The organism is Streptosporangium sp. NPDC003464 (assembly GCF_053588315.1).
In genome coordinates this window covers 1-23,860 of sequence record NZ_JBSFPS010000081.1, presented here as the reverse complement: position 1 = coordinate 23,860, position 23,860 = coordinate 1, and the positions used below count along the sequence as shown (strand labels likewise).

24 protein-coding genes are annotated in these 23,860 nt (G+C 70.9%); 10 read left to right on the top strand and 14 right to left on the bottom strand.

The features are described from left to right. Nucleotides 1-34: 34 nt before the first annotated feature. The 3 genes from ACWDS7_RS19565 to ACWDS7_RS19555 form a co-directional block, all read right to left on the bottom strand. Nucleotides 35-1,591, bottom strand: a complete 1,557-nt coding sequence (locus ACWDS7_RS19565; protein WP_451930407.1) for a hypothetical protein — start codon at nucleotides 1,589-1,591, stop codon at nucleotides 35-37. Next, nucleotides 1,579-2,724: an FAD-dependent monooxygenase gene (locus ACWDS7_RS19560; RefSeq protein WP_451930406.1), complete on the bottom strand. Its 1,146-nt coding sequence runs from the start codon at nucleotides 2,722-2,724 to the stop codon at nucleotides 1,579-1,581. Before ACWDS7_RS19560 ends, ACWDS7_RS19565 begins: the two co-directional genes overlap by 13 nt. A 358-nt stretch (nucleotides 2,725-3,082) precedes the next feature. Continuing rightward, a complete protein-coding gene (locus ACWDS7_RS19555) occupies nucleotides 3,083-3,361 on the bottom strand; it encodes a hypothetical protein (RefSeq protein ID WP_451930405.1) in 279 nt (92 codons plus the stop codon). A 201-nt stretch (nucleotides 3,362-3,562) separates the two neighbouring features. Between ACWDS7_RS19555 and ACWDS7_RS19550 the strand changes: the two genes are divergently transcribed. Next, entirely contained in the window at nucleotides 3,563-5,107 is a 1,545-nt protein-coding gene (locus ACWDS7_RS19550) for an endonuclease/exonuclease/phosphatase family protein (RefSeq protein WP_451930404.1), read from the top strand. Between the two features lie 82 nt (nucleotides 5,108-5,189). Here the strand turns inward: ACWDS7_RS19550 and era are convergent, their stop codons facing one another. Both era and ACWDS7_RS19540 read right to left on the bottom strand, forming a co-directional pair. Next, on the bottom strand, nucleotides 5,190-6,110 hold the full coding sequence (gene era / locus ACWDS7_RS19545; protein WP_306857130.1) for a GTPase Era: 921 nt from the start codon (nucleotides 6,108-6,110) through the stop codon (nucleotides 5,190-5,192). Nucleotides 6,111-6,127: 17 nt separating this feature from the next. After that, a complete protein-coding gene (locus ACWDS7_RS19540; RefSeq protein WP_306858552.1) occupies nucleotides 6,128-6,487 on the bottom strand; it encodes a cytidine/deoxycytidylate deaminase family protein in 360 nt (119 codons plus the stop codon). A 121-nt stretch (nucleotides 6,488-6,608) separates the two neighbouring features. Here ACWDS7_RS19540 and ACWDS7_RS19535 point away from each other — a divergent pair, with 121 nt between their 5' ends. The 3 genes from ACWDS7_RS19535 to ACWDS7_RS19525 are packed head-to-tail and all read left to right on the top strand — an operon-like array spanning nucleotide 6,609 to nucleotide 9,349. Further along, on the top strand, nucleotides 6,609-7,847 hold the full coding sequence (locus ACWDS7_RS19535; protein ID WP_451930403.1) for a histidine kinase: 1,239 nt from the start codon (nucleotides 6,609-6,611) through the stop codon (nucleotides 7,845-7,847). Next, entirely contained in the window at nucleotides 7,838-8,479 is a 642-nt protein-coding gene (locus tag ACWDS7_RS19530) for a response regulator transcription factor (RefSeq protein WP_451930402.1), read from the top strand. The genes ACWDS7_RS19535 and ACWDS7_RS19530 overlap by 10 nt, the downstream gene beginning before the upstream one ends. Nucleotides 8,480-8,494: 15 nt before the next feature. Then, complete coding sequence (locus tag ACWDS7_RS19525) at nucleotides 8,495-9,349, top strand: hypothetical protein (protein ID WP_451930401.1); 855 nt, start codon at nucleotides 8,495-8,497, stop codon at nucleotides 9,347-9,349. Nucleotides 9,350-9,370: 21 nt separating this feature from the next. Here the strand turns inward: ACWDS7_RS19525 and ACWDS7_RS19520 are convergent, their stop codons facing one another. The 5 genes from ACWDS7_RS19520 to ACWDS7_RS19500 form a co-directional block, all read right to left on the bottom strand. Next, a complete protein-coding gene (locus ACWDS7_RS19520; RefSeq protein WP_451930400.1) occupies nucleotides 9,371-9,787 on the bottom strand; it encodes a hypothetical protein in 417 nt (138 codons plus the stop codon). 744 nt (nucleotides 9,788-10,531) lie between these two features. Beyond that, nucleotides 10,532-11,836, bottom strand: a complete 1,305-nt coding sequence (locus tag ACWDS7_RS19515) for a hemolysin family protein (protein WP_306857120.1) — start codon at nucleotides 11,834-11,836, stop codon at nucleotides 10,532-10,534. After that, on the bottom strand, nucleotides 11,833-12,315 hold the full coding sequence (gene ybeY, locus ACWDS7_RS19510) for an rRNA maturation RNase YbeY (RefSeq protein WP_306857119.1): 483 nt from the start codon (nucleotides 12,313-12,315) through the stop codon (nucleotides 11,833-11,835). Before ybeY ends, ACWDS7_RS19515 begins: the two co-directional genes overlap by 4 nt. An 85-nt stretch (nucleotides 12,316-12,400) precedes the next feature. Beyond that, a complete protein-coding gene (locus ACWDS7_RS19505; protein ID WP_306857117.1) occupies nucleotides 12,401-13,465 on the bottom strand; it encodes a PhoH family protein in 1,065 nt (354 codons plus the stop codon). Between the two features lie 91 nt (nucleotides 13,466-13,556). Then, nucleotides 13,557-13,907, bottom strand: a complete 351-nt coding sequence (locus ACWDS7_RS19500) for a histidine triad nucleotide-binding protein (protein WP_306858551.1) — start codon at nucleotides 13,905-13,907, stop codon at nucleotides 13,557-13,559. Nucleotides 13,908-14,192: 285 nt separating this feature from the next. On the opposite strand from ACWDS7_RS19500, the gene ACWDS7_RS19495 reads away from it, so the two are divergent. Both ACWDS7_RS19495 and ACWDS7_RS19490 read left to right on the top strand, forming a co-directional pair. Continuing rightward, nucleotides 14,193-14,672 (top strand): SigE family RNA polymerase sigma factor, encoded by a 480-nt coding sequence (locus ACWDS7_RS19495; RefSeq protein ID WP_306858550.1) that lies wholly within the window; start codon nucleotides 14,193-14,195, stop codon nucleotides 14,670-14,672. After that, entirely contained in the window at nucleotides 14,669-15,334 is a 666-nt protein-coding gene (locus ACWDS7_RS19490; protein ID WP_451930399.1) for a hypothetical protein, read from the top strand. The genes ACWDS7_RS19495 and ACWDS7_RS19490 overlap by 4 nt, the downstream gene beginning before the upstream one ends. Nucleotides 15,335-15,358: 24 nt before the next feature. Here the strand turns inward: ACWDS7_RS19490 and ACWDS7_RS19485 are convergent, their stop codons facing one another. From ACWDS7_RS19485 to hrcA, 3 genes are all read right to left on the bottom strand, one after another. Then, complete coding sequence (locus tag ACWDS7_RS19485) at nucleotides 15,359-16,090, bottom strand: 16S rRNA (uracil(1498)-N(3))-methyltransferase (protein WP_451930398.1); 732 nt, start codon at nucleotides 16,088-16,090, stop codon at nucleotides 15,359-15,361. An 87-nt stretch (nucleotides 16,091-16,177) separates the two neighbouring features. Continuing rightward, nucleotides 16,178-17,320, bottom strand: a complete 1,143-nt coding sequence (gene dnaJ, locus ACWDS7_RS19480; RefSeq protein ID WP_451930397.1) for a molecular chaperone DnaJ — start codon at nucleotides 17,318-17,320, stop codon at nucleotides 16,178-16,180. 12 nt (nucleotides 17,321-17,332) lie between these two features. Then, nucleotides 17,333-18,346 carry a heat-inducible transcriptional repressor HrcA gene (gene hrcA, locus ACWDS7_RS19475; protein ID WP_306858549.1) on the bottom strand — a complete coding sequence of 338 codons (1,014 nt, stop codon included), beginning with the start codon at nucleotides 18,344-18,346 and terminating at the stop codon, nucleotides 17,333-17,335. 178 nt (nucleotides 18,347-18,524) lie between these two features. On the opposite strand from hrcA, the gene ACWDS7_RS19470 reads away from it, so the two are divergent. The 3 genes from ACWDS7_RS19470 to ACWDS7_RS19460 are packed head-to-tail and all read left to right on the top strand — an operon-like array spanning nucleotide 18,525 to nucleotide 20,868. Further along, nucleotides 18,525-19,259 carry a hypothetical protein gene (locus tag ACWDS7_RS19470; RefSeq protein WP_451930396.1) on the top strand — a complete coding sequence of 245 codons (735 nt, stop codon included), beginning with the start codon at nucleotides 18,525-18,527 and terminating at the stop codon, nucleotides 19,257-19,259. A 55-nt stretch (nucleotides 19,260-19,314) separates the two neighbouring features. Then, nucleotides 19,315-20,130 carry a DUF3097 domain-containing protein gene (locus tag ACWDS7_RS19465; protein WP_451930416.1) on the top strand — a complete coding sequence of 272 codons (816 nt, stop codon included), beginning with the start codon at nucleotides 19,315-19,317 and terminating at the stop codon, nucleotides 20,128-20,130. A 24-nt stretch (nucleotides 20,131-20,154) separates the two neighbouring features. Then, the gene (locus ACWDS7_RS19460; RefSeq protein ID WP_451930395.1) at nucleotides 20,155-20,868 is read left to right on the top strand and encodes a DUF4870 domain-containing protein; all 714 of its coding nucleotides are present in this window, start codon (nucleotides 20,155-20,157) and stop codon (nucleotides 20,866-20,868) included. A gap of 127 nt (nucleotides 20,869-20,995) precedes the next feature. Here the strand turns inward: ACWDS7_RS19460 and hemW are convergent, their stop codons facing one another. Then, the gene (gene hemW, locus ACWDS7_RS19455; protein WP_451930394.1) at nucleotides 20,996-22,207 is read right to left on the bottom strand and encodes a radical SAM family heme chaperone HemW; all 1,212 of its coding nucleotides are present in this window, start codon (nucleotides 22,205-22,207) and stop codon (nucleotides 20,996-20,998) included. A gap of 180 nt (nucleotides 22,208-22,387) precedes the next feature. Between hemW and ACWDS7_RS19450 the strand changes: the two genes are divergently transcribed. Continuing rightward, nucleotides 22,388-23,665, top strand: a complete 1,278-nt coding sequence (locus ACWDS7_RS19450; RefSeq protein ID WP_451930393.1) for a glycoside hydrolase family 18 protein — start codon at nucleotides 22,388-22,390, stop codon at nucleotides 23,663-23,665. Nucleotides 23,666-23,860 lie beyond the last annotated feature (195 nt).

The window sequence follows — 23,860 nt, the reverse complement described above, 5'->3', positions numbered from 1 at the left end:
AGGGACATCGGACCCGGGGGCACGCCCCCGGAGGTCACCCGGGCCCGGCGGGACTCCGGGGCGGTGATGGTGTGCACAGGTAGGGGTAGGCCAGGACCAGAGCGGCGGCGGTCAGGCCGATCCCGCAGTAGACAGGCGCAAGGTGCCAGAAGTCGGTGTAGCCGACCTTCCAGTGCACCACGACAGGGGGCATGAACCCCGCCACCGCGGCCGACGCCAACGACCGCCATACCCATGCCTCGCCGCGGCGCCATCCCCAAGCACTCAGCAGCGTGATCGCCACGGCTGCGGCCATCAACGCACCACCGAACCCTGACCGGTCGTGCGCGATGAACGGCAGCAGCCGGGAGCTCACGGCGCGCAGGTCGCCGGGCGTGGCACCGAGGAAAGTCAGGTCGCTGGGGACGAACACGCGAGTGAGCCCCACGACGGACACGGCCGCCCCGCCCGCCAGCAGCCCCACTCCCGTGATGATCATTAGAAGTTGACCCAGCAGTGCCCTCCGCCACTGGGAGAGCGGCCCCTCCGCCATCGATGTCCACTGTGGACGGGCCGGGGCCCGGAGGGTGGCGAGGACGAACATCGGGACGAGCACGACCGTGACCGCGATGTGCAACGGCTCCACGAATCCGAATCCCAGGAAGTAGAACAGGGTGAGGAACGCGATGGCCCCCGAGATCAGAAAGGCGTTCCGAGCCCACGGCCACCCGCGCCGGATCCCACCGACGGCCAGCCCGGTGTAGAGGATCCCGGTCGCCACCATCGTGCCGGCCATGGTGATCCTGTCGTGTTGAAGGAAGTGCACCAGGTTGTGGTTGGTGCTGTGTATCTGGTGGAGGTCCAAGCCGAGGAAGTCCCGGTCGTACCAGAGCAGGACCGGACCGAGGGTGATGGCGGCCGCGCCCAGGCCCGCGCAGATCATCCCGATCCCCACCCATAGCCCCCACCACCAGGCAGGCCACCGTCGGGGATCACGGCCCACACCCCACAAGGCCGGCATCGGGTACGTCGGCGTGGCCGCTTCGGCCACCCGCTGAAACCAGCCGGGCCCCGCTTCCACCAGGGTCGCCGGAGTCGCCACGACCGCCTTGGTGTCATCCCTCAGGGCCGTCAGCGCGTCGGCGACGGCGGGAGCGGTCATCTCGACCACGTCCGTGTCGTCGGTCAACACCGCGTCGACATGGGCGGTGAGCGCCGCCGCCACCGCGGGATCGGTCGTCCGCGCGAACACGGGGCACCGGCGGCCGGCGGCCGCCGTCCGCACCAGGTCGACATCGTCGCGGCCGACCGGCGCCACCACGATCAGGCCGGCCCCTTGGGTCGGCAGCGCGCGGACAGCGTCGCGTGCCGTCGCCGGCGACACCACGGCGCCCAGCCGCGTCGCCACGCCGATACCGGCAACGGTCCCCGACAGCACGGCCGGGGGCGCGGTGTGGCCGAACACGCCGGCGATCACCCGGCGTCCGCCGGGCAACGAGGTCAAGGTCGCCAACGTCCGCAGAGCGGTCCGTTGCGATCGTCGTTGACCGAGCAAGGCGCCCGCGAGCCCGCGCAGCGGGTGATAGGTCCAGTCGGGCATCAGGGTTTCCATCCGAGAATCGGTGTCATGGAACGTAGGGTCGCCGAGTTCGGTGTCAGTCTGGCGGCGAGATCACGGGCCTTGACAGCCGGTGGCCATGACCACTGTCCGACGGCCCCCAGACGGGCCGATCGGCGCACCACGTTCTGGGTCCTGGACCTGCGCCGCCGGTCGTAGCCGGCCAGGCCCGAGGCGATGTCCGGCGCCCGGTCGAGGCAGGAGGCCAGGACGACGGCGTCTTCCAGAGCTTGGCAGGCGCCCTGTCCCAGGTTGGGCGTCATCGCGTGGGCCGCGTCGCCGAGCAGCGCCACCCGACCGCTGACATACCGGGGCAGCGGCGGCAGGTCGTAGATGTCGTGCCGCAGTACGTCGTCTTCGGCGACCGCGGCCAGCAAGGTGGGGATCGGTCCGGCCCATCTCCCGAACCGGCGGTGCAGCTCGGCCCATTCGCCGTCCGGGCTGACGCCGCCGGCGGGCACCGTGGCGGTGGCGAAGCAGTAGGCCCGGTTGCCGGGCATCGAGGTGTATCCGAACCGTTCGCCTCGGCCCCAGTTCGAGGCGCCGTCGGTGAGCGGGGCGGGCAGCCGCGAGGTGATCATGCGCCAGGCGGTGTACCCGGCGTATCGGGGCGGCCGTGCGTCGGGCCGTCCAAGGCGGCGCACGGTGCTGTGCAGGCCGTCGGCACCGACCGCCACCTCGGCGCGCAGGCTCCCGTGGTGGTGTTCGACCACCACCGCATCGCCCTCGTCATGTACCCCGGTGATCGTGGTCGCCGGCCGTAGCGTCTTTCTCGGCAGCGCCTCGACCAGGACCCGCACCAGGTCGGCGCGGTGCACCACGACCAGCGGCCATCCGAACCGCTCTTCGAGCTCGACGTTGTCGGTCCGTGCCAGCCAACGACCCGCCCGGTCGCGCACACCGCCACCGGCCTCGACTGCGCCCAACGCCCTGACCCGGTCGGCCAGACCCAGTACTGCCAGGGCCCGCAGCGCATTGGGCCACAAGGACAGGCCGGCGCCGATCTCGGTGAACTGCGCGGCCTGCTCGCAGACCTCCACCCGCCAACCTCGACGGCACAGGGCGACCGCCGCTGCCAGCCCGCCGATCCCGCCGCCGACGATCACCGCGGTACGCCCGGCCGTCACAGCCGTTTTCTCAGTGTCGCCCGCGCCGCGCCGCCCGCATGATCATGCATTGGAGCTGCACATCCGCCCCGAAAATCATGACAAAACAGATATATTTCCGCCGGGCTCTCGGCGTCTCCGCTTACCCATGGCATTTGTGCAGATTAGCGCGGCGCATATCGATTCTTGTACCGGACAGAATCGGAGCGCTGTCGGATCCACGGCTGGGAGGCATGGTCTCCGTGCGGCCTGTCTCCACGCGGTGGGCTGGGCGGTCGCCAGGCTGGTCCCCTTCAAGGCACGCCGGGCTGGTCTCCCTCAAAGGCACGCCCGGCTGGTCTCCTTCAAGGCACGCCCGGCCGACAGGACCGCGGGGGGCTCAGAGCGCCACGTCGTAGGAGGCGATGACCACACCACCACCCGGGAACCGGCCCGCCGGGGTCACCACGACCCGCCTGCCCGGGTCCTGGTAACCGTGCTCGGTCAGCCACAGCAGGGCGGCGGGCCCCAGGTCGCTGTAGGCGATCGGGGAGTCGGGCGAGAAGAGGTCCTCGCCGGCCGACTGCTGTCCGGTGTCCCCTTCGACGATCCACAGGGTGTAGGTGGTGTAGTCGGTCATGGCGCCCCCCGTGCCGTAGTCGTTGCTCTGGGGATCCATACCCACCTGAGGCAGAGCGACAAGAAGCACCCGTACAGACAAGATGCGCACACCTGTATAGACAAATAAGCAACTTGTACAGGGATGAACTGCTGATATCGGCTTCCGATGTGCGCTAACTGATCGACAACCCGCGTACACCGTGTTTTTACCGGAGCACTCCACTCTGATGACGTCCCTACGAACGCAGAAGGAGTCCGGATGCGCCGGGTATTCATGGCGGCGGCAGCCGTGGTGGCACTCAGCCTGACGAGCACGCCCGCCACGGCCGAGGCCGACGGCACCCTCACCGCCGTCTCGACGTCGGTGAAAGCCGGCGAGCCGATCAGCCTCACATACTCCACCCCTCGCCCCGACCCGAAGAACTGGATCGGGCTGTACACCGACCCCGGCAACGGGCCCGTCGGCGAGACCAACGTCGGCCCCTCCCTGAAATGGGTCTACATCCCGGCGGGCAGCGGCACCGCGACGCTGCCCACCGACGGCCTCGAACCCGGGAACTACGTCGCCTACGCCTTGGCCAAGGACGGCTACGCCTGGCTCGCCCAGCCGGTCAGACTGCGGATCACGAGCAACGAGTCGCTGCACTTCGTCAGCGATGCCATCCCCTTGCGCAACGCCCGCGCGTTCAAGCCGTACGCCGCCACCGTCAAGGGTCTGCTGCGCGGCGACACCGACGGCCTGACCTTCCGCAAGACCGGCGGCCCTCGCTGGGTCACCGTCGGCGCGGACGGCGCGATCTCCGGCACGCCCCACCCCTCCGACGCGCACCGGCCCGCGGCGGTGAGGATCGAGGCGCGCAACGCCGCCGGGGAGACCGCGTCGGCGACCGCCGAGATCGAAGCGAGGGTTCCGGGCGCCAAGCTCGTACCCGACCTCAAGGCGATGAGCTGGAACCTGTGGCACGGCGGCAGCCAGGTCAAGGGCGGCCGTGAGAAGCAGCTGAAGTTCCTGCTCGACCACGACGTGGACGTGGTGGGCATGCAGGAGACCTCGTCCACCTCGGCCAAGGAGCTCGCCGAGGCGCTGGGCTGGGACTACTTCCAGGCCGGTGCCGACCTGGGCATCGTCAGCCGCTACCCGATCGTGTCACGGGGCCCGCTCCCCACCGAGTCGGGCCTGGCCGGGGCCAGCGTCAGGATCCGGGTGGACGGACAGCGCAGGCAGGACGTCGTCGTCTGGAACGTCCACCTCGGCTACACCCCCTACGGCCCCTACGACGCCTGCTTCGGGAAGATGACCCAGGCCGAGTTGCTCGCCCGCGAGACTTCCTCCCGCCGCACCCCGCAGATCACCGCGATCCTGGCGGCCATGCAGCCTGACCTCAAGGACGCCGCGCAGACCCCGGTCCTGCTGACCGGCGACTTCAACGCCCCCTCCCACCTGGACTGGACGCGCGCGACCAGCCGCTGCGGCTACGACTCCGTGGCCTGGCCCACTTCGGTCCTCCCTGAGAAGGCCGGGCTGAAGGACTCCTTCCGCGTCGCCAACCCCGACCCGGTCGCCGTCCCCGGCACCACCTGGTCACCGATCTACCCGACCTTCACCGGCGGCTACGGTCACGACGCGCACAAGGGCGAGCCCGAGCCGCAGGACCGGATCGACTTCGTGCACTACGCGGGCAAGCTCAGCGTCACCGACTCCCGCACCCTGGTCGAGGGCACGCCCACGGCCATCCCCAACCACCGTGACAACGCCTGGACCTCCGACCACGCCGCGGTCCTCACCACTTTCCGCATGCGCTGACCCGCAACGGGGAAGGGCGGTCCCACGCCGCCCTTCTCCCCTTGCGCGCGGTCTGCGGCTACTGAGCCACGCGGGTCCGGGATCAGTCGTAGAAGCCCAGGCGGCGCAGCTGCTTGGGGTCGCGCTGCCAGTCCTTGGCGACGCTGATCCGCAGGTCGAGATAGACCCGGGTGCCGAGCAGCGCCTCGATCTGCTGGCGGGCCCGGCTGCCGACGTCCTTGAGCCGGCTGCCCTTGTGGCCGATCACGATGGCCTTCTGCGACGGGCGCTCGACGAACATGTGCGCGTAGATGTCGAGCAGATCGTCACGGCCCTGCCTGGGCAGCATCTCGTCGACGACGACCGCGATCGAGTGCGGCAGCTCGTCCCGGACGCCCTCCAGCGCCGCCTCGCGGATCAGCTCGCCCACCAGCACCTGCTCCGGCTCGTCGGTGAGCTGGCCGCCCTCATACAGCGGCGGGCTCGCGGGGAGCCGGCCGATCAGCACGTCACCCAGCACGTCGAGCTGCTCGCCCGACTGCGCCGAGACCGGGACGATCTCCTCGAAGTCGGCGAGCTGGGAGAGCGCCAGCAGCTGCGCGGCGATCTGCTCGCGGGTCGCCAGGTCGCACTTGGTCACCACGGCGACGACCGGGGTCTTCTTGACCGCGGCGAGCTTCTCGGCGATGAACCGGTCGCCCTTGCCGATGGGCTCGTTGGCGGGCACGCAGAACCCGATCACGTCGACCTCGGTGAGCGTGGACAGCACCAGACTGTCCAGCCGCTCGCCCAGGAGGGTGCGGGGCCGGTGCAGCCCCGGCGTGTCCACGATGATGAGCTGGGCGTCCGGACGGTGCACGATGCCCCGGATGACCCGGCGGGTGGTCTGTGGCTTGGAGGAGGTGATCGCCACCTTCGTGCCGACCAACGCGTTCATCAGCGTGGATTTGCCGACGTTGGGCCGGCCGACGAAGCAGGCGAAACCGGCATGGAAATCAGCGGCTGAGGAACTCACGTCATCCATTGTCGCCGATGTCGGCCTCAGCTCTGACGCACGGTCCCGTCAGGACCGGCCACCAGCAGCGTCTTGCCGCCCATTTCACGGACCGCCCGCGCGTCCGCGTCGGCCGGGCCGTCCCCGGCGGTGACCAGCGCGGCCGCCTCCAGGGACTCGGCTCCGCTGGAGACGGCCATCGCCACGGCGACCTGCAGCGCCGAGAGCGTCAGCGACGGCAGCGCCACGTTGGTCGCCGCGTAGGTCCGGCCGGTCTCGTCGCGTACGGCGGCGCCCTCGGCGGCGCCGTTGCGGGCCCGGGCGGATCGGGCCAGAACGATGATCTTGTTGTCCTCGGGGTCGAGGGTCGCGTCACTCACAGCGCCAGGGTAGTCAGCGCGCGGCATCCGGTCCCAACCGACCTGCCCGCCGTCCGCCATACGGCGCTGCCGGGGTGGAGCCTGCCTCACCGTTTTCCGGGATGCCTCGCCCATGTCGCCGGGCAATCGTGATCTCTACGGTGGTCCCATGACCACGACCGGACTGACCACCCCCTGGGACAGGATCCACGCCCACTGGTCGGCGCGGACCTGGCTGCGCACCTCACATGTGGTGACGGGCCTGCCGATCGCCCTGCTGGCCCTGGCCGTCATCGTCGGGCTGACCGCGCTGTCGGTGCTGCTGGTCTGGACCGTGGTGGTCCCGTTGATCGCGCTGCCGCTGCTGTTCCGGTCGGTGCCGATGTTCACACGGCTGCAACGGGCCCGGTTCCTGGCCTTCCTGGACGTGGACATCCCCCGGGCACCCCGGCGTCCCAGGGAGCGGAACCCGCTCAGGTGGCTGGTCCGGGAGGCGCGGACGGGAAGCTTCTGGCGGCAGCTCGCCTATCACCTGCTGTCACCGCTGATCAACGGGGTCGGATTCCTCATGGTGATCGGGGCCTGGGCCGGGGGTCTGGTCGCGGCCGAATTCGCCGTCCAGGGCTGGATCATCTCGGAGAGCATGATGATCGCGGCATCCGCCCTGGCAGCGGTGTTGCTGCTCGTCACCGGGCCGTGGGTGGCGCACGGGGTCACCGCGCTGGACGCGATCGCCGCCGGGGCCCTGCTCGGCCCCAGCCGCAGCGACCTGCTCGTCCAGCGGGTCGAGACCCTGCAGGAGAGCCGCGCCGAGGTGGTCGACGCCGCGGACGCCGAGCGCCGCCGGATCGAACGGGACCTGCACGACGGCGCCCAGCAGCGGCTGGTCTCGCTCGCGATGAGCCTGGGGATGGCCCGGGCCACGCTCACCGACGTCCCCGAGCCAGCGCGGCGGGCCATCGCGCAGGCCCACGAAGAGGCCAAGCAGGCCCTGAAGGAGCTGCGCGACTTCGTGCGCGGGCTCCACCCGGCCGTGCTCGACGACCAGGGGCTGGACGCCGCGCTGTCCGGCATCGCCGCACGGGCCCCCTTCCCCGTACGGCTCCGCGTCGACGTGCCCGAGCGCGCGTCACCGACGATCGAGGCGATCGCGTTCTTCGTGGTCTCGGAGGCGCTGACCAACGTCTCCAAGCACGCCGGGGCGTCCGGCGCCGAGGTCACGGTCCAGCGGGCCGCCGACCGGCTCCGCCTGGTCATCGTCGACGACGGCCGGGGCGGCGCCCGCCTCGGCGGCGGGACGGGACTGCGCGGTCTGGCCCAGCGGGTCGGCTCGGTGGACGGGACGCTGGACGTCGACAGCCCGCAGGGCGGTCCCACGGCGATCAGGGTGGAGCTGCCGTGCGAATAGTGCTCGCCGAGGACTCCGTCCTGCTCCGGGAGGGGCTCGTCTGGCTGCTCGGCTCCGCGGGCATGGAGGTCGTGGCGGCGGTGGCCGACGCCGACGGGCTGCTGCGCGCCGTGGACGAACACGATCCCGATCTCGTGGTCACCGACGTGCGGATGCCGCCCTCGCACACCGACGAGGGCCTGCGCGCGGCACTCGTGCTCCGCCGGCAGCGACCGGGTCTGGCGATCCTGGTGCTCTCGCAGTACGTGGAGGAGCGCTACGCCACCCGGCTGCTGTCCACCGAGACCAGCGGCATCGGATACCTGCTGAAGGACCGCGTGGCCGACGTCGCCGAGTTCCTGGACGCCCTGCGCCGGGTCGCCGCCGGCGGCACGGCCCTGGACCCGGAGGTGGTCGCCCAGCTCCTGATCCGCAGGCACAGCGACCCGCTGGACCTGCTGACCCGCCGGGAGTACGAGGTGCTGGCGCTGATCGCCGAGGGCAGGTCGAACACCGGGATCGCCGAAGCCCTGACGGTCAGCGAGGGCGCCGTCGGCAAGCACATCAACAACATCTTCACCAAGCTCGGCCTCTCCGGCGCGGACAAGGACCACCGCCGGGTGCTCGCCGTACTGCGATTCCTGAAAGTGTGAGGGAGAGACATGCCGATGCGGAGCACCGTCCGGACCGCCTGGATCATCGTGGGCGGAGCGCTCACCGCGCTGATCGTGTCCTGGATCGGGCTGACCGCGTGGTCCGAGGTGAGCCGGACGGAGGCGACCGGCGACTCCTACGAGAGTTCCCTGCTGCGCCCCGCCAGGCTGTCGGAGACCTCCGTCCGCGACTACACGTTCACCTCGCCCGAGCTCGTCGTGCGGGCGGAGGGAGGGGTCGACATCTCCGTCGTCACCGGCGCGGCGGGACGGCTGTCCGTCAGACGGGAGATCTTCTGGTCCGAAGGCGGTCCCGGCCCCGACCAGGGCAGACCCAACCTGTCCGAGCGGTGGAACGGCAGGACGTTGCGGGCCACCGTCGACTGCCCCGGCGGCACGCGGCCCGGCGAGCCCGTCTGCCACGCCGTCTACACACTGACCGTGCCCGCCGCCACCGACGTCGAGGCGGCGACCCGCTCCGGAACCGTGTCCGCCCACGCCGTCCAAGGCGACCTTCGGCTGTCCACCGGCTCGGGTGAGGTGACCGTGACCGGCGCGCGGGGGACGCTGTGGGCGCGGGCCGGGACGGGAGACGTGACCGCGACCGGCCTGCGATCGGCCGTGGCCGACGTCGAGACCGGCAGGGGTGACGCCGTGCTGGGCTTCCAGCATGCCCCCGACGACGTCAGGGCGGTCGCCGGGAAGAGCGGTGGCGTCGATGTCACCGTGCCGGACGGCGCCGGCTACCGGGTGGAGGTGGACGCCCGCGAGAGCACCGTCGAGGTCCCCCGGGACCCGGACGCCCCACGGAGGATCACCGCCGTCGCCCCCGAGGGCCGGCTGCGGATCCTCCCGGACGGCCGGCGGTGAAGGCACGGCGGGCGACCACGCTCAGAGGGCTGCCCGGGCGACGAGGAACTGGGCGAGCTGCTGGGTGCGCCTGACGTCGACGTCGGCGATCCCGGTGTGCACCAGCGAGACCACGGTGCCCCCGATGCGGGCGAAGACCATGTGCATCTCGTAGGGATAGCCGTTCAGCCGGCCGCGCAGCCGCTTGGCCTGCATGTCGTCGCCGGCGGCGTCCAGATTCAGGCTGGACACCCGCAGGGAGGTGGTCCTGCCCGGCTGGCGCCTTCTGGCGACCGGGCAGCCCTCCAGCGCCTCGGTGAGCTCGGCGAAGTGCTGCTCGGCGGCGGCGCCGGTGTAGGAGGCCAGACCGACCCCGATCAGCTCGCCGAGTTCGGCTCCCGGGTAGGTCGCGTCCACCCGGGTCCCCTGCGCCTCTCGCGGCAGCCTGCCCCCCGCCATGTCGAGAACGACCCGGCAGTCACGGTCGGCGGGGCGGAACGGGGACTTCCACCCCTCGCCGGACCAGGAGGAGAATCCCTCCGGTAAATCCTGCGCTTTCGGTAATAACCCGCGTAACCGCGTCAGTTCCGTGACGGTGTCCTTTCGAGCCTGCTCCGACTCCGCACCGCACGCTGCCAGGGTCCCGGCCAGAGCCACGCAGACGCCTGCCGCAACGGCAATTCGAATCCCCCGCGTCATGACTATTCCCCCGATGTCACGTGCGAGGTGTCTTATCCCCGCCGATCCGCTTTCTTCCCCATTGGTAAAAGCGGCAATCATCGGGAAACGCCTAAGGGTGTTCTCAACCGCTTTATGCGGCTGAGAACACCCTCAGCGAGCGACACAGAACCGGCTGACGCCTGTCTCCATGCTCTTCTCCCCTGTGAAGCCGTCCCGCGCGCCGCGACCCCTCCCGGCTGCGGGGACATCTTCACCGGCTCCCGCGCGACCGGGTGCCGTGAGACGACGATGACGGACACCGCTTGCAACCTGCTTGTGGGCCACTTGGGGGAGCCGCCCGTCCCCTGCCCTCCAGGTCCTCACCGGGTCCCCGCCGGGCGCACGCGCCCGCCCCGGCCGGCCGCCGGGGGCGCGGTCACGTCCGGCGCGGGCCGACGGTCACGTCCGGGGCGGGCACGGTCATGTCCGGCGTGGGCCGGCGGTCATGACCGGCGCGGAGCCCTAGCCATGCTCCGCGGACCCCTAGTCATGCTCCGCGGAGGCCCCGACCGAGTCGGGCTCGGCCGGAGCGGTCCGCCGGACGACGACGGTGCCGATCCGGTTGCGGCGCCCGGCGAGACTCTCCGCCGTCAGGCTGAGCCCCTCCACCACGGCCTCGGAGCCGGCGATCGGCACCCGGCCGAGCGCGTGGGCCAGCAGGCCGCCGACGGTCTCGACGTCGTCGACCTCCAGCTCGATGTCGAACAGGTCCGCCAGGTCGCCCACGGGCAGCCTGGCGGTCACCCGGACCGATCCGTCGTCCAGCGGCTCCACCCGGGGAGCCTCCTGGTCGTATTCGTCGGTGATCTCGCCCACGATCTCCTCGAGGACGTCCTCGATGGTGACCAGACCCGCCGTCCCGCCGTACTCGTCGATGACGATGGCCTGGTGGATCTGGCGGGCCTGCATCTCGCGGAGGAGCTGGTCGATGGGCTTGCTCTCCGGCACGTAGGTGGCCGGACGCATGATCGTCTCGACCTGCTCGGCACGGCCGTCGTCGCCGGTCTCCTGCACCCGGCGGACGATGTCCTTGAGGTAGGCGATGCCGATGACGTCGTCCTCGTTCTCGCCGACCACCGGGATCCGGGAGAACCCGCTGCGCAGGGCGAGCGACAGGGCCTGGTTCAGCGTCTTGCCGCGCTCGATGAACACCATGTCGGTGCGGGGCACCATGACCTCGCGGACCAGGGTGTCTCCGAGCTCGAAGACCGAGTGGATCATCTCCCGCTCGTCCGGCTCGATGACCCTGCGCTCCTCCGCCAGGTCGACCAGGTCGCGCAGCTCGGCCTCGGAGGTGAAGGGCCCCTCCCTGAAGCCCTTGCCGGGCGTCACGGCGTTGCCCAGCAGGATGAGCAGCTTGGGGAGCGGCCCGAAGATCCGGGTCAGGCCGTACACGAGGGGGGCGCTGGCGAGCGCGATCGGCTCGGCGTGCTGGCGGCCCAGCGTGCGCGGGGACACGCCGACGATCACGTAACTGATCACGATCATGACCGCCGCGGCGGCGGCGTAGGCCCAGCCCTGGTCGCCGAGCCAGTCGATGAACAGCAGCGTCGCGATCACCGTGGCGATCAGCTCGCAGCTCAGCCGGAGCAGGAGCAGCAGATTGAGGTAGCGCGGCGGATCGGCGACGATCGCCTGCAGGCGCGCGGCGCCCCGACGGCCGTCACGGGCGAACTCCTCCGCCCGCACCCGTGAGATGCGGGCCAGAGCAGTCTCCGCACTGGCTATCAGGCCACCGACCACGACCAGGACGACGGCCGAGAACAACCACCCGTTGGCGAGGTTCACCGCTGGGGGCGCACCTCCCGCCACGACTCCAGGAGCTCGCCCTGCAGGCCGAACATCTCCTTGTGCTCCTCGGGCTCGGCGTGGTCATAGCCGAGCAGGTGGAGGATGCCGTGCGCGCACAGCAGCTCCAGCTCCGCCTCGGTGCTGTGCCCGGCCTCGGCCGCCTGCTTGGCGGCCACCTGCGGGCAGAGCACCACGTCGCCCAGGAGCGCCGGGTCGGTGGGGGCGTCGCCCTCCTGCCGGGCTCCGGAGCCCGGACCGGGACGGAGCTCGTCCATCGGGAAGGAGAGCACGTCCGTCGGGCCCGGCTCCCCCATCCACTGCTCGTGCAGCACCGCCATGGCCTCTTCGTCCACGATCAGGATGGACAGCTCGGCGAGCGGGTTGATGTCCATCCGCTCCAGCACATGGCCGGCCAGCGAGACGATGAGTCCTTCGTCGACCTCGACGCCGGATTCGTTGTTGACCTCGATGCTCACTGTCCGTTCACCGTTCCTCGCTCGCCACGCGGCCCGATCGTGCCCCGTGGCCCACTCCGCCCGCCGCGCCGGATCCGCTGCGCGCTCATCTTCTCTCCCGCGGGCGCTTGACCATGCCCTTGATCGCCTGAGGCGCGTTCTGCCGCTGCGTCTCGTCATAGCGCCCGTAGGCGTCCACGATGTCGCTGACGAGCTTGTGCCGCACCACGTCGACACTGGTCAGGCGGCTGAAGTGGATGTCGGCGATGCCGTCGAGGATCTCCTGCACCACCCTCAGACCACTCAGGGTGCCGTTCGGCAGGTCGACCTGGGTGACGTCACCGGTGACGACGATCTTCGAGTTGAAGCCCAGCCGCGTCAGGAACATCTTCATCTGCTCGGGCGAGGTGTTCTGCGCCTCGTCCAGGATGATGAAGGCGTCGTTGAGCGTGCGGCCGCGCATGTAGGCGAGGGGAGCGACCTCGATCGTGCCCGCGGCCATCAGCCGGGGGATCGACTCGGGGTCGAGCATGTCGTGCAGCGCGTCGTAGAGGGGGCGCAGGTAGGGATCGATCTTCTCGTAGAGCGTGCCGGGCAGGAAGCCCAGCCGCTCGCCGGCCTCGACCGCGGGGCGGGTGAGGATGATCCGGTTGACCTTCTTCTCCTGAAGGGCCCGCACGGCCTTGGCCATCGCGAGATAGGTCTTGCCGGTGCCGGCGGGGCCGATGCCGAAGACGACGGTGTGCCTGTCGATCGCGTCGACGTAGCGCTTCTGGTTGACCGTCTTCGGGCGGATGGTCCGGCCCCGCGAGGAGATGATGTCGAGGGAGAGCACCTCGGCCGGACGGTCGGAGCTCATGCGCAGCATCGCGATGCTGCGCTCCACCGCGTCCGTCGTCAGCTCGGCGCCTCCCTGGACGAGCTCGGACAGCTCTTCGAACAGGCGCACCACGACGCTGCTCTCCTCCGGGCTGCCGGTGATGGTTATCTCGTTGCCCCGGACGTGGATGTCGGCGCGGAAGGCGCCCTCGATGACCCGCAACAGCTCGTCGCGCGAGCCCAGCAGGCTGACCATCGAATGATCATCCGGAATCACCACCTTCGCCTGGGTCCGGCTGGGACCCTTCGATCGCGGCGGGGATGTTCTGCTGGAATCGTTTGTCTCGGACATAGACGGGCCTTTCGGCCTGTTCGCCTCCAGATATCGGCGTGGGACTTCTACGCCATGGTATCCGTGATCGACGTGATCGCGCTTGTCGGTTTTACCCGGGCGGCCAGGTCAGGCCGCGTCCGCCGAGCACGTGTCCGTGCACGTGGGGGACGGTCTGGCCGGCCTCGGCGCCGGTGTTGAAGACCAGGCGGTATCCCGAGGCCGCGACGCCCTCCTGCTCGGCGACGGCGTGCGCCGCCTTGAGCACGTCGTCGGCGAGCCCGTCGTCGGCCGCGGCCAGCGCGGCCGCGTCCGGGTAGTGGTCCTTGGGGACCACGAGCACGTGGGTGGGGGCCTGCGGGTTGACGTCCCGGAAGGCCAGCGTGCGGTCGGTCTCATGAACGATCTTCGCGGGGATCTCCCCGGCGACGATCTTGCAGAACAGGCAGTCGGCTTCGCTCACCATGCAGGCACCCTATCCGTCCGTGACGTTGTCAATCGGTGATGGTCCATCTCCAGCAAAGAAAGATCCACCCGGATAAGGTGGGTATGCAAAACTTCAACAACTACAGACCATTGCGATCCGCACGATATGGCCGCCTGGCGAGGACACGACTGGGTCATGCCCCCTAATGAACCGGAAGAGCGTAAACCCTCTGGGAAGGCCGAGCGTCCCACTGATGTGACCACCGAGACCCTCCTGGCCGACAGGTCGCTCGGGGCGGTGCCCGTCGGGTGGGACGCCGACATGGCCGTTACCGCGCTCTACAGCGCGCACTATCGGTCGCTCGTGCGCCTCGCCGTGCTGCTCGTCCGCGACATGGCAACCGCGGAGGAAGTCGTGCAGGACGCCTTCGTCGCCATCCATGGCGCCTGGCGGCGGCTGCGCGACACCGACAAGGCACTCGCCTACCTGCGCCAATCGGTCGTCAACCGATCGCGCTCGGTGCTTCGGCACCGGGCGGTCGTGGAGAAGTACGCTCCCAAGGGCATGCCCGACGCGCCGAGCGCCGAGAACGGCGCGATCGGCGAGTTCGAGCGGTCCGCCGTCATCGAGGCACTCCGCGGCCTGCCCGCGCGCCAGCGGGAGGCACTGGTTCTGCGCTATTACGGAGACCTGTCAGAAGCGCAGATCGCCCATGCCATGGGCATCAGCAAGGGCGCGGTCAAGAGCCACACGGCTCGCGGCATGGCCGCCCTACGGACCACACTGGAGCAACTGTCATGACCGAGTCCCCCGACGAGTACGGCGAGCTGCTCCGCCGTGTCCTCAGCGCGGAGGCGGACTCGGTCGTTCCCTCCCCGGACGGCCTGGAGATCATCCGCGCCCGCGTGGAAAGACGCGGGCTCCGCGGGCTGATGTGGTGGCGCGCCGGAGCCTCGATCGCGGGAGCCGTCCTGGTCGCGGCCACCGTCGTCATGGTGGTCCCGGAGTTCCGCGAGCAGGTGACCCGGCAGGTGAACGACGTCAACTTCACCCATTCGACCCCACCTGACCTGTCCGCCACCTCGCGGGCCCCCTCCAACGGCGACGATCCGCTCCCGGTCGCCACCAAGCCCGAGCCCGGCGCCACCGCGCCCCTGCCGACGCCCACCCACTCCAGGTCCTCCGCGCCGCACCCGAAGCCGAGCCCGAAGCCGACGCACAAGCCAACGCCGACCCCGGAGCCCACCCCCTCGCCCACCTGCCCCACGACTCCGCCCGACGGCACGGTGGTCGAGCCCGAGGAGCTCACCGAGGAGTGCCGGACGCCGGCGCCGACTCCGAGGCCCTCTGAGTCGTCCGCCCCCTCGGGCAGCCCGTGCTCGGTCGAGGAGTGCCCGCCGACGGACGATCAGTCGGCTCCGATGCCGACGGAGTCGACGACCTCCATCTCCTCCGGCGGCTAGCCCGTCACCAGTCCGGCCAGCCCGTCACCAGCGGCCGGTGCGCGTCTGGAGCACCGCCGCGGCGGCGACCCCGGCCGTCGAGGTGCGCAGCACCGTCGGCCCGAGCAGCGCCGCCACGGCCCCCGCCGCGCGGAAGGCGTCGATCTCCTCCGGGCCGACGCCGCCCTCGGGGCCGACCACCACGACGATGTCACCGGCGCCGGGGAGCTCCAGGGACGACAGCGGGGAGGCCGCCTCCTCGTGCAGCACGACACCCAGGGCGGCCGCCGACAGCAGCGCGGCGACCTTGGCGGTGGTGGCGGGCTCGGTCACCTCGGGCAGGTGGAAGCGGCGGGACTGCTTGCCCGCCTCCCTCGCCGTGGAGCGCCAGCGGTTCAGAGACTTGACGGCCCGCTCGCCCTTCCACTGGGTGACGCACCGGGCGGCGGACCAGGGCACGATCACGTCGACCCCGGCCTCGGTCATCATCTCCACGGCCAGCTCGCCCCGGTCGCCCTTGGGCAGTCCCTGCACCACGACCAGGCGGGGGCGCGGGGCCGGCACGTCGTAGCGGCGCAGCACCTCGACACGGAGGGAGTCCTTGCCCGCCTCCCGGACCACGCACTCGGCGACGGTGCCCGCGCCGTCGGTCAGGTCGAGCCGCTCCCCGGCCCGCAGCCGGCGTACGGCCGCCGCGTGGCGCCCCTCCGGGCCGCCGAAGGTGAACTCCGCCCGGGCCAGGTCGGCCGGTTCGGCCAGGAAGACCGGGGCCGTCATCGGCCGGCGGGGAGGTGCGGGCCGGGCCGGCGGACGCCTGCGGCCCGGCCGGCGCGGACGGGCCGGGCCGACCCGGGGAGGCCGCCGTCAGCGGCCATTGAAGGCGTCCCGCAGCCTGGAGAAGAACCCCTGCTGGCCGGGGGCGAACTTGCCGGGCGGGCGCTCCTCGCCGCGGAGCTTGGCGAGCTCGCGCATGAGCTCCTCCTGGGCCGGGTCGAGGCGGGCCGGGGTCTCCACGTTGACGTGGATCAGCAGGTCGCCACGGCCGTTCTCGTTGAGGCGCTGGACGCCGCGGCCGTAGAGCGGGATGGTCTGGCCGGACTGGGTGCCCGGCCGGATGTCGAGCTCCTCGGCGCCGTCGAGCGTCTCCATGGTCAGGACGGTGCCCAGCGCGGCCGCGGTCATCGGGATCTGCACGGTGCAGTGCAGGTCGTCGCCGCGGCGCTCGAAGATCTCGTGCGGGCGCTCGACGATCTCCAGGAACAGGTCGCCGGGCGGGCCGCCACCCGGGCCGATCTCGCCCTCGCCGGCGAGCTGGATGTGGGTGCCGTCCTCGACGCCGGCCGGGATGCGGACCTTGATGGTCCGCCGGGTGCGGACCCGGCCGTCGCCGGAGCACTCCTGGCAGGGGTTGCGGATGATCGAACCGAACCCACCGCACTGGGGACAGGGGCGGGAGGTCATGACCTGGCCGAGGAAGGACCGGGTGACCTGGGAGACCTCGCCCCGGCCGTGGCACATGTCGCAGGTGTCGGGGTGGGTGCCGGACGCGGCGCCGGAGCCCGTGCAGACCTCGCAGAGCACGGCGGTGTCGACGACCAGCTCGCGGGTGGTGCCGAAGGCCGACTCGCGCAGGTCGAGCTCCACCCGGATGGTGGCGTTGCGGCCCCGGCGGGCACGCGACCTGGGTCCGCGGGTGCCGCCGCCGCCGGCCGCGCCGAAGAAGGCGTCCATGATGTCGCTGAAGGGGAAGCCCGCCCCGAAGCCGCCCGGGCCCGCACCGGCGCCGGAGGAGAACGGATCGGCGCCCATGTCGTACATCTGGCGCTTGTTGGGGTCGGACAGGACCTCGTAGGCCTGGGTGATGTCCTTGAACCGCTCCTGGGTCTCAGGATCGGGGTTCACATCGGGATGCAGCTCCCGCGCCAGGCGACGATACGCCTTCTTGATCTCTTCCGCACTGGCGTCACGGCGCACCCCGAGGGTGCCGTAGTAGTCGCTCTTAGCCACTTAGTTGACCTCTTAAGATGCAGCCAGGATCTGGCTGACGTAGCGTGCCACCGCGCGCACCGCGCCCATCGTGACCGGGTAGTCCATTCGCGTCGGACCCAGCACACCGAGCCGGGCCAGTTGCTTGTCCCCCGAACCGTATCCGGCGACGACGATCGATGTGCCCTGGAGTCCGGTGTAGGGGTTCTCCGAGCCGATCCGTACTGTCAGCGCCGACAGGTCGGAGGTCTCACCGAGCAGGCGTATGAGCACGACCTGCTCTTCCAGGGCCTCCAGCACGTCGCGGAGCCCGACGGTGAAGTCGGCTCCCGCGAGGTTGGCCGCCCCGGCAAAAACGATCTTTTCATCATGCCGGTCCACGAGGGACTCCAGCAGCACCGACAGGACCGTGGCCGCGAACGGCCGGTCCTCGGCCGGCAGTCGCTCGGGCAGGTCGGCGACCGTGTCGGGGACCCTGGCCAGCCCGCACCCGTCGAGGCAGGCGTTGAGAGTCGCGCGGAGATGGGCGACACGGGTCTCGTCCACCACGTCGGGCAGCTCGACCACGCGCTGCTCGACCCGTCCCGTGTTGGTGATGAGCACGAACATCAGCCTGCGCTCGCTCAACGGGACCAGCTCGACGTGCCGGACCGTGGAGCTGGTCAGCGTGGGATATTGCACGACGGCGACCTGCCGGGTCAGCTGCGCCAGCAGCCGCACCGTGCGCATCACGACGTCGTCGATGTCAACGGCGCCGGCGAGGAAGCTCTCGATGGCCCTCTTCTCCGCGCTCGACAACGGCTTCACCTGCGAGAGCCTGTCGACGAACAGCCGGTAGCCCTTGTCCGTGGGCACCCGGCCGGCGCTGGTGTGGGGCTGGGCGATGTAGCCCTGCTCCTCCAGCACCGCCATGTCGTTGCGGATGGTCGCCGACGACACACCCAGGTTGTGCCGCTCGACGAGGGTCTTGGAGCCCACCGGCTCGTTGGTGGACACGTAATCCTCGACGATGGCGCGGAGAACCGCCAGCTTGCGGTCGTCGACCAACGTGCTCACCTCCCTGCACCGAATGTGAAACACCAGGTCTGGCACTCTGTGTTCCCGAGTGCCAAGTGTACGGCTCCAGCCCACGGGGTGCGATAACACGGCGTCAGGATGACGGGCCCAAGCAACTGTCAAGTCAACTGCTATCGGGATACAAGCGGCAAGACCCACAATTTACGACATGTCCCACGATTTCGGATCCCCCTCGGGTGGCACCCCCTCCGGCGCCCCCGGCTACGGCGCCCCCCAGCAGCCCTACGGCCAGCACCAGGGCGCCCCTTCCTACGGCTACGCCTCCCCCGGCTACGGCGCACCCCAGGGGCCGCCGCCGAAGACGAAGGTCAAGCCCAGCATCGGCTGGATCGTCGGCGTCTGGCTGGTCTTCGTCCTCAGCGTGATCGTCGGCATCGCCGGTTTCGCCGGCGGCATCTTCAGCGCGATCACCGACGCCGCGCCCACCAGCTCGTTCGAGCCGGGCAAGGCCGTGACGGTCAAGCTCGACCCGGCGGACAAGCCCGCGATCTACGTCTCCGCCGAGACGGGCACCAACTTCGAGTGCCAGATCCAGGGTGATCCGGAAAAGGTCCGGCTCCAGCAGCCGGGCGTGCAGCAGACCGTCACCTCCGACGGCGTCGTCTGGGAGCTGGCCCTGCGGATCGGGGTGGACAAGGCCGGCGACTACCAGCTCACGTGCACCACCTCCGAGGGGGCGCCCGCCAAGTTCGGCGTCGGCAGGGAGATCGTCGCCGATTCGGTGGTGGGCGGCGCGATCGCGCTGTTCGCGGTGCCGGGGCTGGGCTTCCTGCTGGCCGTCATCGTGACGATCGTCGTGCTGGTCAGGCGGAGCGGCGCCCGCAGGCGCCAGGCCGCCGCCGCGGCGGGGCAGTGGGGACAGCCGGGAGCCTACGGCAGGTGATCACGGCTTTTGCTACCGTCCACTTGATCCCTGACGAGAGAGCGAGCGGCCGGTGATGTACGAGCGCGACGTGCTGTCGGAGAACTGGCGGCGCCCCCTCAAGGGGAAGATCCCCCAGGTCCCCGCGGAGCTCGACCTGGTCGTGGAGGACGCCGACGGCGGCTTCTGCGGCGCCGTGGTGGCCTGCGACAAGGAGGCCGTCACGCTGGAGGACCGGTTCGGGCGGCGGCGGCTGTTCCCGCTGGAGCCCGCCGCGTTCCTCCTGGAGGGCAAGGTGGTGACGCTGGTCCGGCCCACCGCCGCGCCGCGGGCTCCGAGGCGGAGCGCCTCGGGTTCGATCGCGGTGGAGGGCCTGCGGGCCCAGGTGGCCAAGGAGAGCCGGATCTACGTGGAGGGCGTGCACGACGCCGCGCTCGTGGAGAAGGTCTGGGGCCACGACCTCCGGGTGGAGGGCGTGGTCGTGGAGTATCTCGAAGGGGTCGACCACCTGCCCTCGATCGTCGAGGAGTTCGGGCCCGGCCCCGGCCGCCGCCTGGGCGTGCTCGTCGACCACCTGGTCCACGGCTCGAAGGAGAGCCGGATCGCCGCCCAGGTCTCCTCACCGCACGTACTGGTCGTCGGGCACCCGTTCGTCGACGTCTGGCAGGCGGTCAAGCCCTCGGTGCTGAAGATCGGCTCCTGGCCGCCGGTGCCGCGCGGCATACCCTGGAAAGAAGGGGTCATCGCCGCCCTCGGCTGGGATCTGGAGCCCGCCGAGGCATGGCGCCGCATTCTGGGATCGGTCACCACCTACGCCGATCTGGAGCCGGAGCTGCTCGGTCCCGTCGAGGAGCTGATCGACTTCGTGACGGTTCCCGGCCAGGATGACTAACCCCGCACCCCATCAGGAGGGGCAATGAGCGACAGTCCCGAGAGCCCGCGGTACGGACCCGCGGGCGAGGAACCCACCAGGCAGGCCGGATGGCCGCCCCAGCCCGGCCAGGGCTACCCGCCCCCCGCGGCTCCGCCGTACGGATCCGGCGACCAGGGGCACCAGCCCGGCTACCAGGACGGCCACCAGGGGGCGTATCCGCCTCCCGGCGCGTACGGCCAGCCGACCGGCGGCTACGGCCAGCCTTCCGACACATACGGCCAGCCTTCCGGCGGGTACGGCCAGCCACCCGGCGGGTACGGCCAGCCGTACGACGCCTATGGCCAGCCACCCGGCGGCTACGGCCAGCCGACCGGCGGCTACGGCCAGCCGGTCGGCTACGGATACCCGCCCCAGCAGGGGGCCTACGGCTGGCGGCCCAGCCGTGACGAGACCACCATGGCCATGCTCGCCCACCTGCTGGGCCTGCTGGCCTCGTTCGTCGGCCCACTGGTGCTGTATCTCGTGAAGAAGGACGAGTCCCCCTACGTGCGGAGCCAGGCGGCCGAGGCGCTCAACTTCCAGCTCACCCTGATGATCGCTTACTTCGTCTCCTGGGTCCTGGCGTTCGTGCTGATCGGCTTCCTTCTGATCTTCGTGCTCTGGATCGGGTCGCTCGCCTTGATGATCATGGCGGCCGTCGCGGCCAACCGGGGGGAGAGCTACCGCTATCCGATGAACATCCGTTTCGTCAGCTGACCACCGGCGCACGCCCGACCCCCAGCCGCCCCCAGGCGCGTGGACAGGCGCCCGTCACGGACCCCGGGCCCGCCCTCACGCGGGTCCGGAGGGCCGTCACGCGGCCGCCGGGCGCGTGGACAGGCCCTCAGGTCAGGTCCCGCACCAGGGCGTCGGCCAGCAGCCGCCCGCGCAGCGTCAGCACCGCGCGGCCCGCCTTGAACGGTTCCATCTCGAGCAGGCCGTCGGCCAGTGCCCTGGCGACGACCGGCGGCCGCTGGATCTCCTTGAGCGGGAACCCCTGGGCGAGCCTGAGCTCCAGCATCAGCCGCTCCACCGCCCTGTCCTCCGAGGTGAGCACCTCGCGGGCGTGCGCGGGCGAGACGCCGGAGGCCAGCCGCCGGGCGTAGGCCGCCGGATGCTTGACGTTCCACCACCGGGTGCCGCCGACGTGGCTGTGCGCGCCGGGGCCGACGCCCCACCAGTCGCCGCCGGTCCAGTAGAGCAGGTTGTGCCGGCAGCGTCCGGCCTCCGAGGTCGCCCAGTTGGACACCTCGTACCACTCGAAACCGGCCTCGGCGAGCATGGCGTCGGCGATGAGATAGCGGTCGGCGGCCACGTCGTCGTCGGGCATGGGCAGCTCGCCGCGCCGGATCCTGGCCGCCAGCCTGGTGCCGTCCTCGACGATCAGCGAGTAGGCGGACACGTGGTCGGGCCCGGCCTCGATCGCCGCGGCCAGCGAGGCCCGCCAGTCGTCGTCGCTCTCCCCCGGCGTGCTGCAGATCAGGTCCAGGTTCACGTGGTCGAACCCGGCCTCCCTGGCCTCCCGTACGGCCTGCGCCGGCCGGCCGGGGGTGTGCCGGCGCTCCAGCACCTCCAGCACGTGCTCGCGGGCGCTCTGCATGCCGAAGCTCATCCGGGTGAACCCGCCGCCGCGCAGCTCGGCCAGGTAGGCCCGGTCCACGGACTCGGGGTTGGCCTCGGTGGTCACCTCGGCGCCGGGGGCCAGCCCGAACTCCTCCTCGATCGCCGCCAGGATCCGGACCAGGTCTCCGGCGGGCAGCAGGGTCGGGGTGCCGCCGCCGAAGAACACCGTCTCGACCGGGAGGTCCGCCCCGCCGAGGGTGGCCCGTGCCCGCCGTACCTCGTCGATCGCGGTGTCGGCGTAGTCCCGGTGCGAGGCGCCGGGGCCGAGCTCGGCGGCCGTGTAGGTGTTGAAGTCGCAGTAGCCGCAGCGGGTCACGCAGAAGGGCACGTGGACGTAGAAGCCGAAGGGTCGCCCGCCGAGCCCGTGGAGCGCGCTGTCGGGGAGCCGGCCCGAGGCCGGTACGGGGTCACCGTCGGGAAGAGTGGATGGCACGACACCAAGTCTGCCGCTCCCGTCCGGGTGCCCGGAACGGCGGCCGGCGCGCCGCGCCGGCCGCCTATGCAGCAAATCAGCGGCAGACCGTTGACGCCCAGATCGGCCAAGTCTACGATCCGTGAAAACTTAAAGGAAAGTTTCCTATAAGTTAATCCCCCGACGCAAGTGGAGAAGCCCGTGCAGAGACTCCTCCGGCACACGCTCGCGGCGGTCATCGCCGCGGGCCTCACGGCGACAGCCGTACCGGCACCGGCTCAGGCCCGGACCGCCCCGGACCACGGCGACCGCTTCAAGCGGGTCGCCTACTTCATCCAGTGGGGCATCTACGGCCGCAACTACCACGTCAAGGACCTGGACACCACCGGCGCCGCCGCCAAGCTGACCCACATCAACTACGCCTTCGGCTCCGTCAGCGCCGGCGGCGACTGCGTCTCCTCCGACGCGTGGGCCGACTGGCAGCGCCCGGTCCCCGCCGGGCAGAGCGTGGACGGCGTCGGCGACGCCGAGGGCCAGGCGCTGAACGGCAACCTGAACCAGTTGAAGAAGCTCAAGGCCAAGCATCCCGGTCTGAAGGTGCTCATCTCCCTCGGTGGCTGGTCGGGCTCGAAATACTTCTCCGACGCGGTGCTGACCCCCGAGGGGCGCGCCAAGCTGGCGACCTCCTGCGTGGACCTGTGGCTCAAGGGCAACCTGCCCGGCACCGCGCCCGGCGCCGGAGCCGGCGTCTTCGACGGCATCGACCTCGACTGGGAGTGGCCGGGCTCCTCCGGCAACGAGGGCAACGTCATCCGGCCCGAGGACAAGCAGAACTTCACGCTGTTCACCGCCGAGCTGCGCCGCCAGATGAACGAGCTGGACCGGCGGAGCGAGCTGACCGCCTACCTGCCCGCCGCCGCCGCCAAGATCGATGCGGGCTTCGAGGTGCGCGACGTCTTCAAGCACCTCACCTTCGCCACCGTCCAGGGCTACGACCTGCACGGTCCGTGGGAGAACGTCACCGGCCACAACGGCAACCTGCTCACCGACCGACGCGACCCCAGCCCGGTGAAGTACAGCGTGGACCAGACCGTCCGCGACTACCTGTCACGCGGCGCCCCGGCCAGGAAGATCATCGTCGGCATCCCGGCGTACGGCCAGGGCTGGACCGGCGTCACCGGCGGCCGCAACGGCCTGTACGGCACCGCCACCGGTCCCGCGCCCGGCACCTGGGCGGCCGGCAGCGACGACTACAAGAACCTGGTGAACAAGCCCGGCAAGCGCTACCGCGACCTGAGGACCGGCAGCAACTGGATCTACGACGGCAACGAGTTCTGGTCCTACGACGACCCGGCCACGGTGGTCCAGAAGGCGGCCTACATCCGCCTCAAGGGTCTCGGCGGCTCCATGATGTGGTCCATCGACCAGGACGACGCCAAGGCCTCGCTGACCTCGGCGCTCTACAGCGTCCTGCGCTGAGGCGCCCGTCTCCAGACTGGGCGGGGCCGCAGGTCCTGGGTCACCGGCGGCCCCGCCCGCCCGCTCCGGACGGGCGGGGCGCCGGCTACTTCTTGGTCTTGTCGGCGGAGGACTCGGTGGACAGCGCGGCGACGAACGCCTCCTGGGGGACCTCGACGCGGCCGACCATCTTCATCCGCTTCTTGCCCTCCTTCT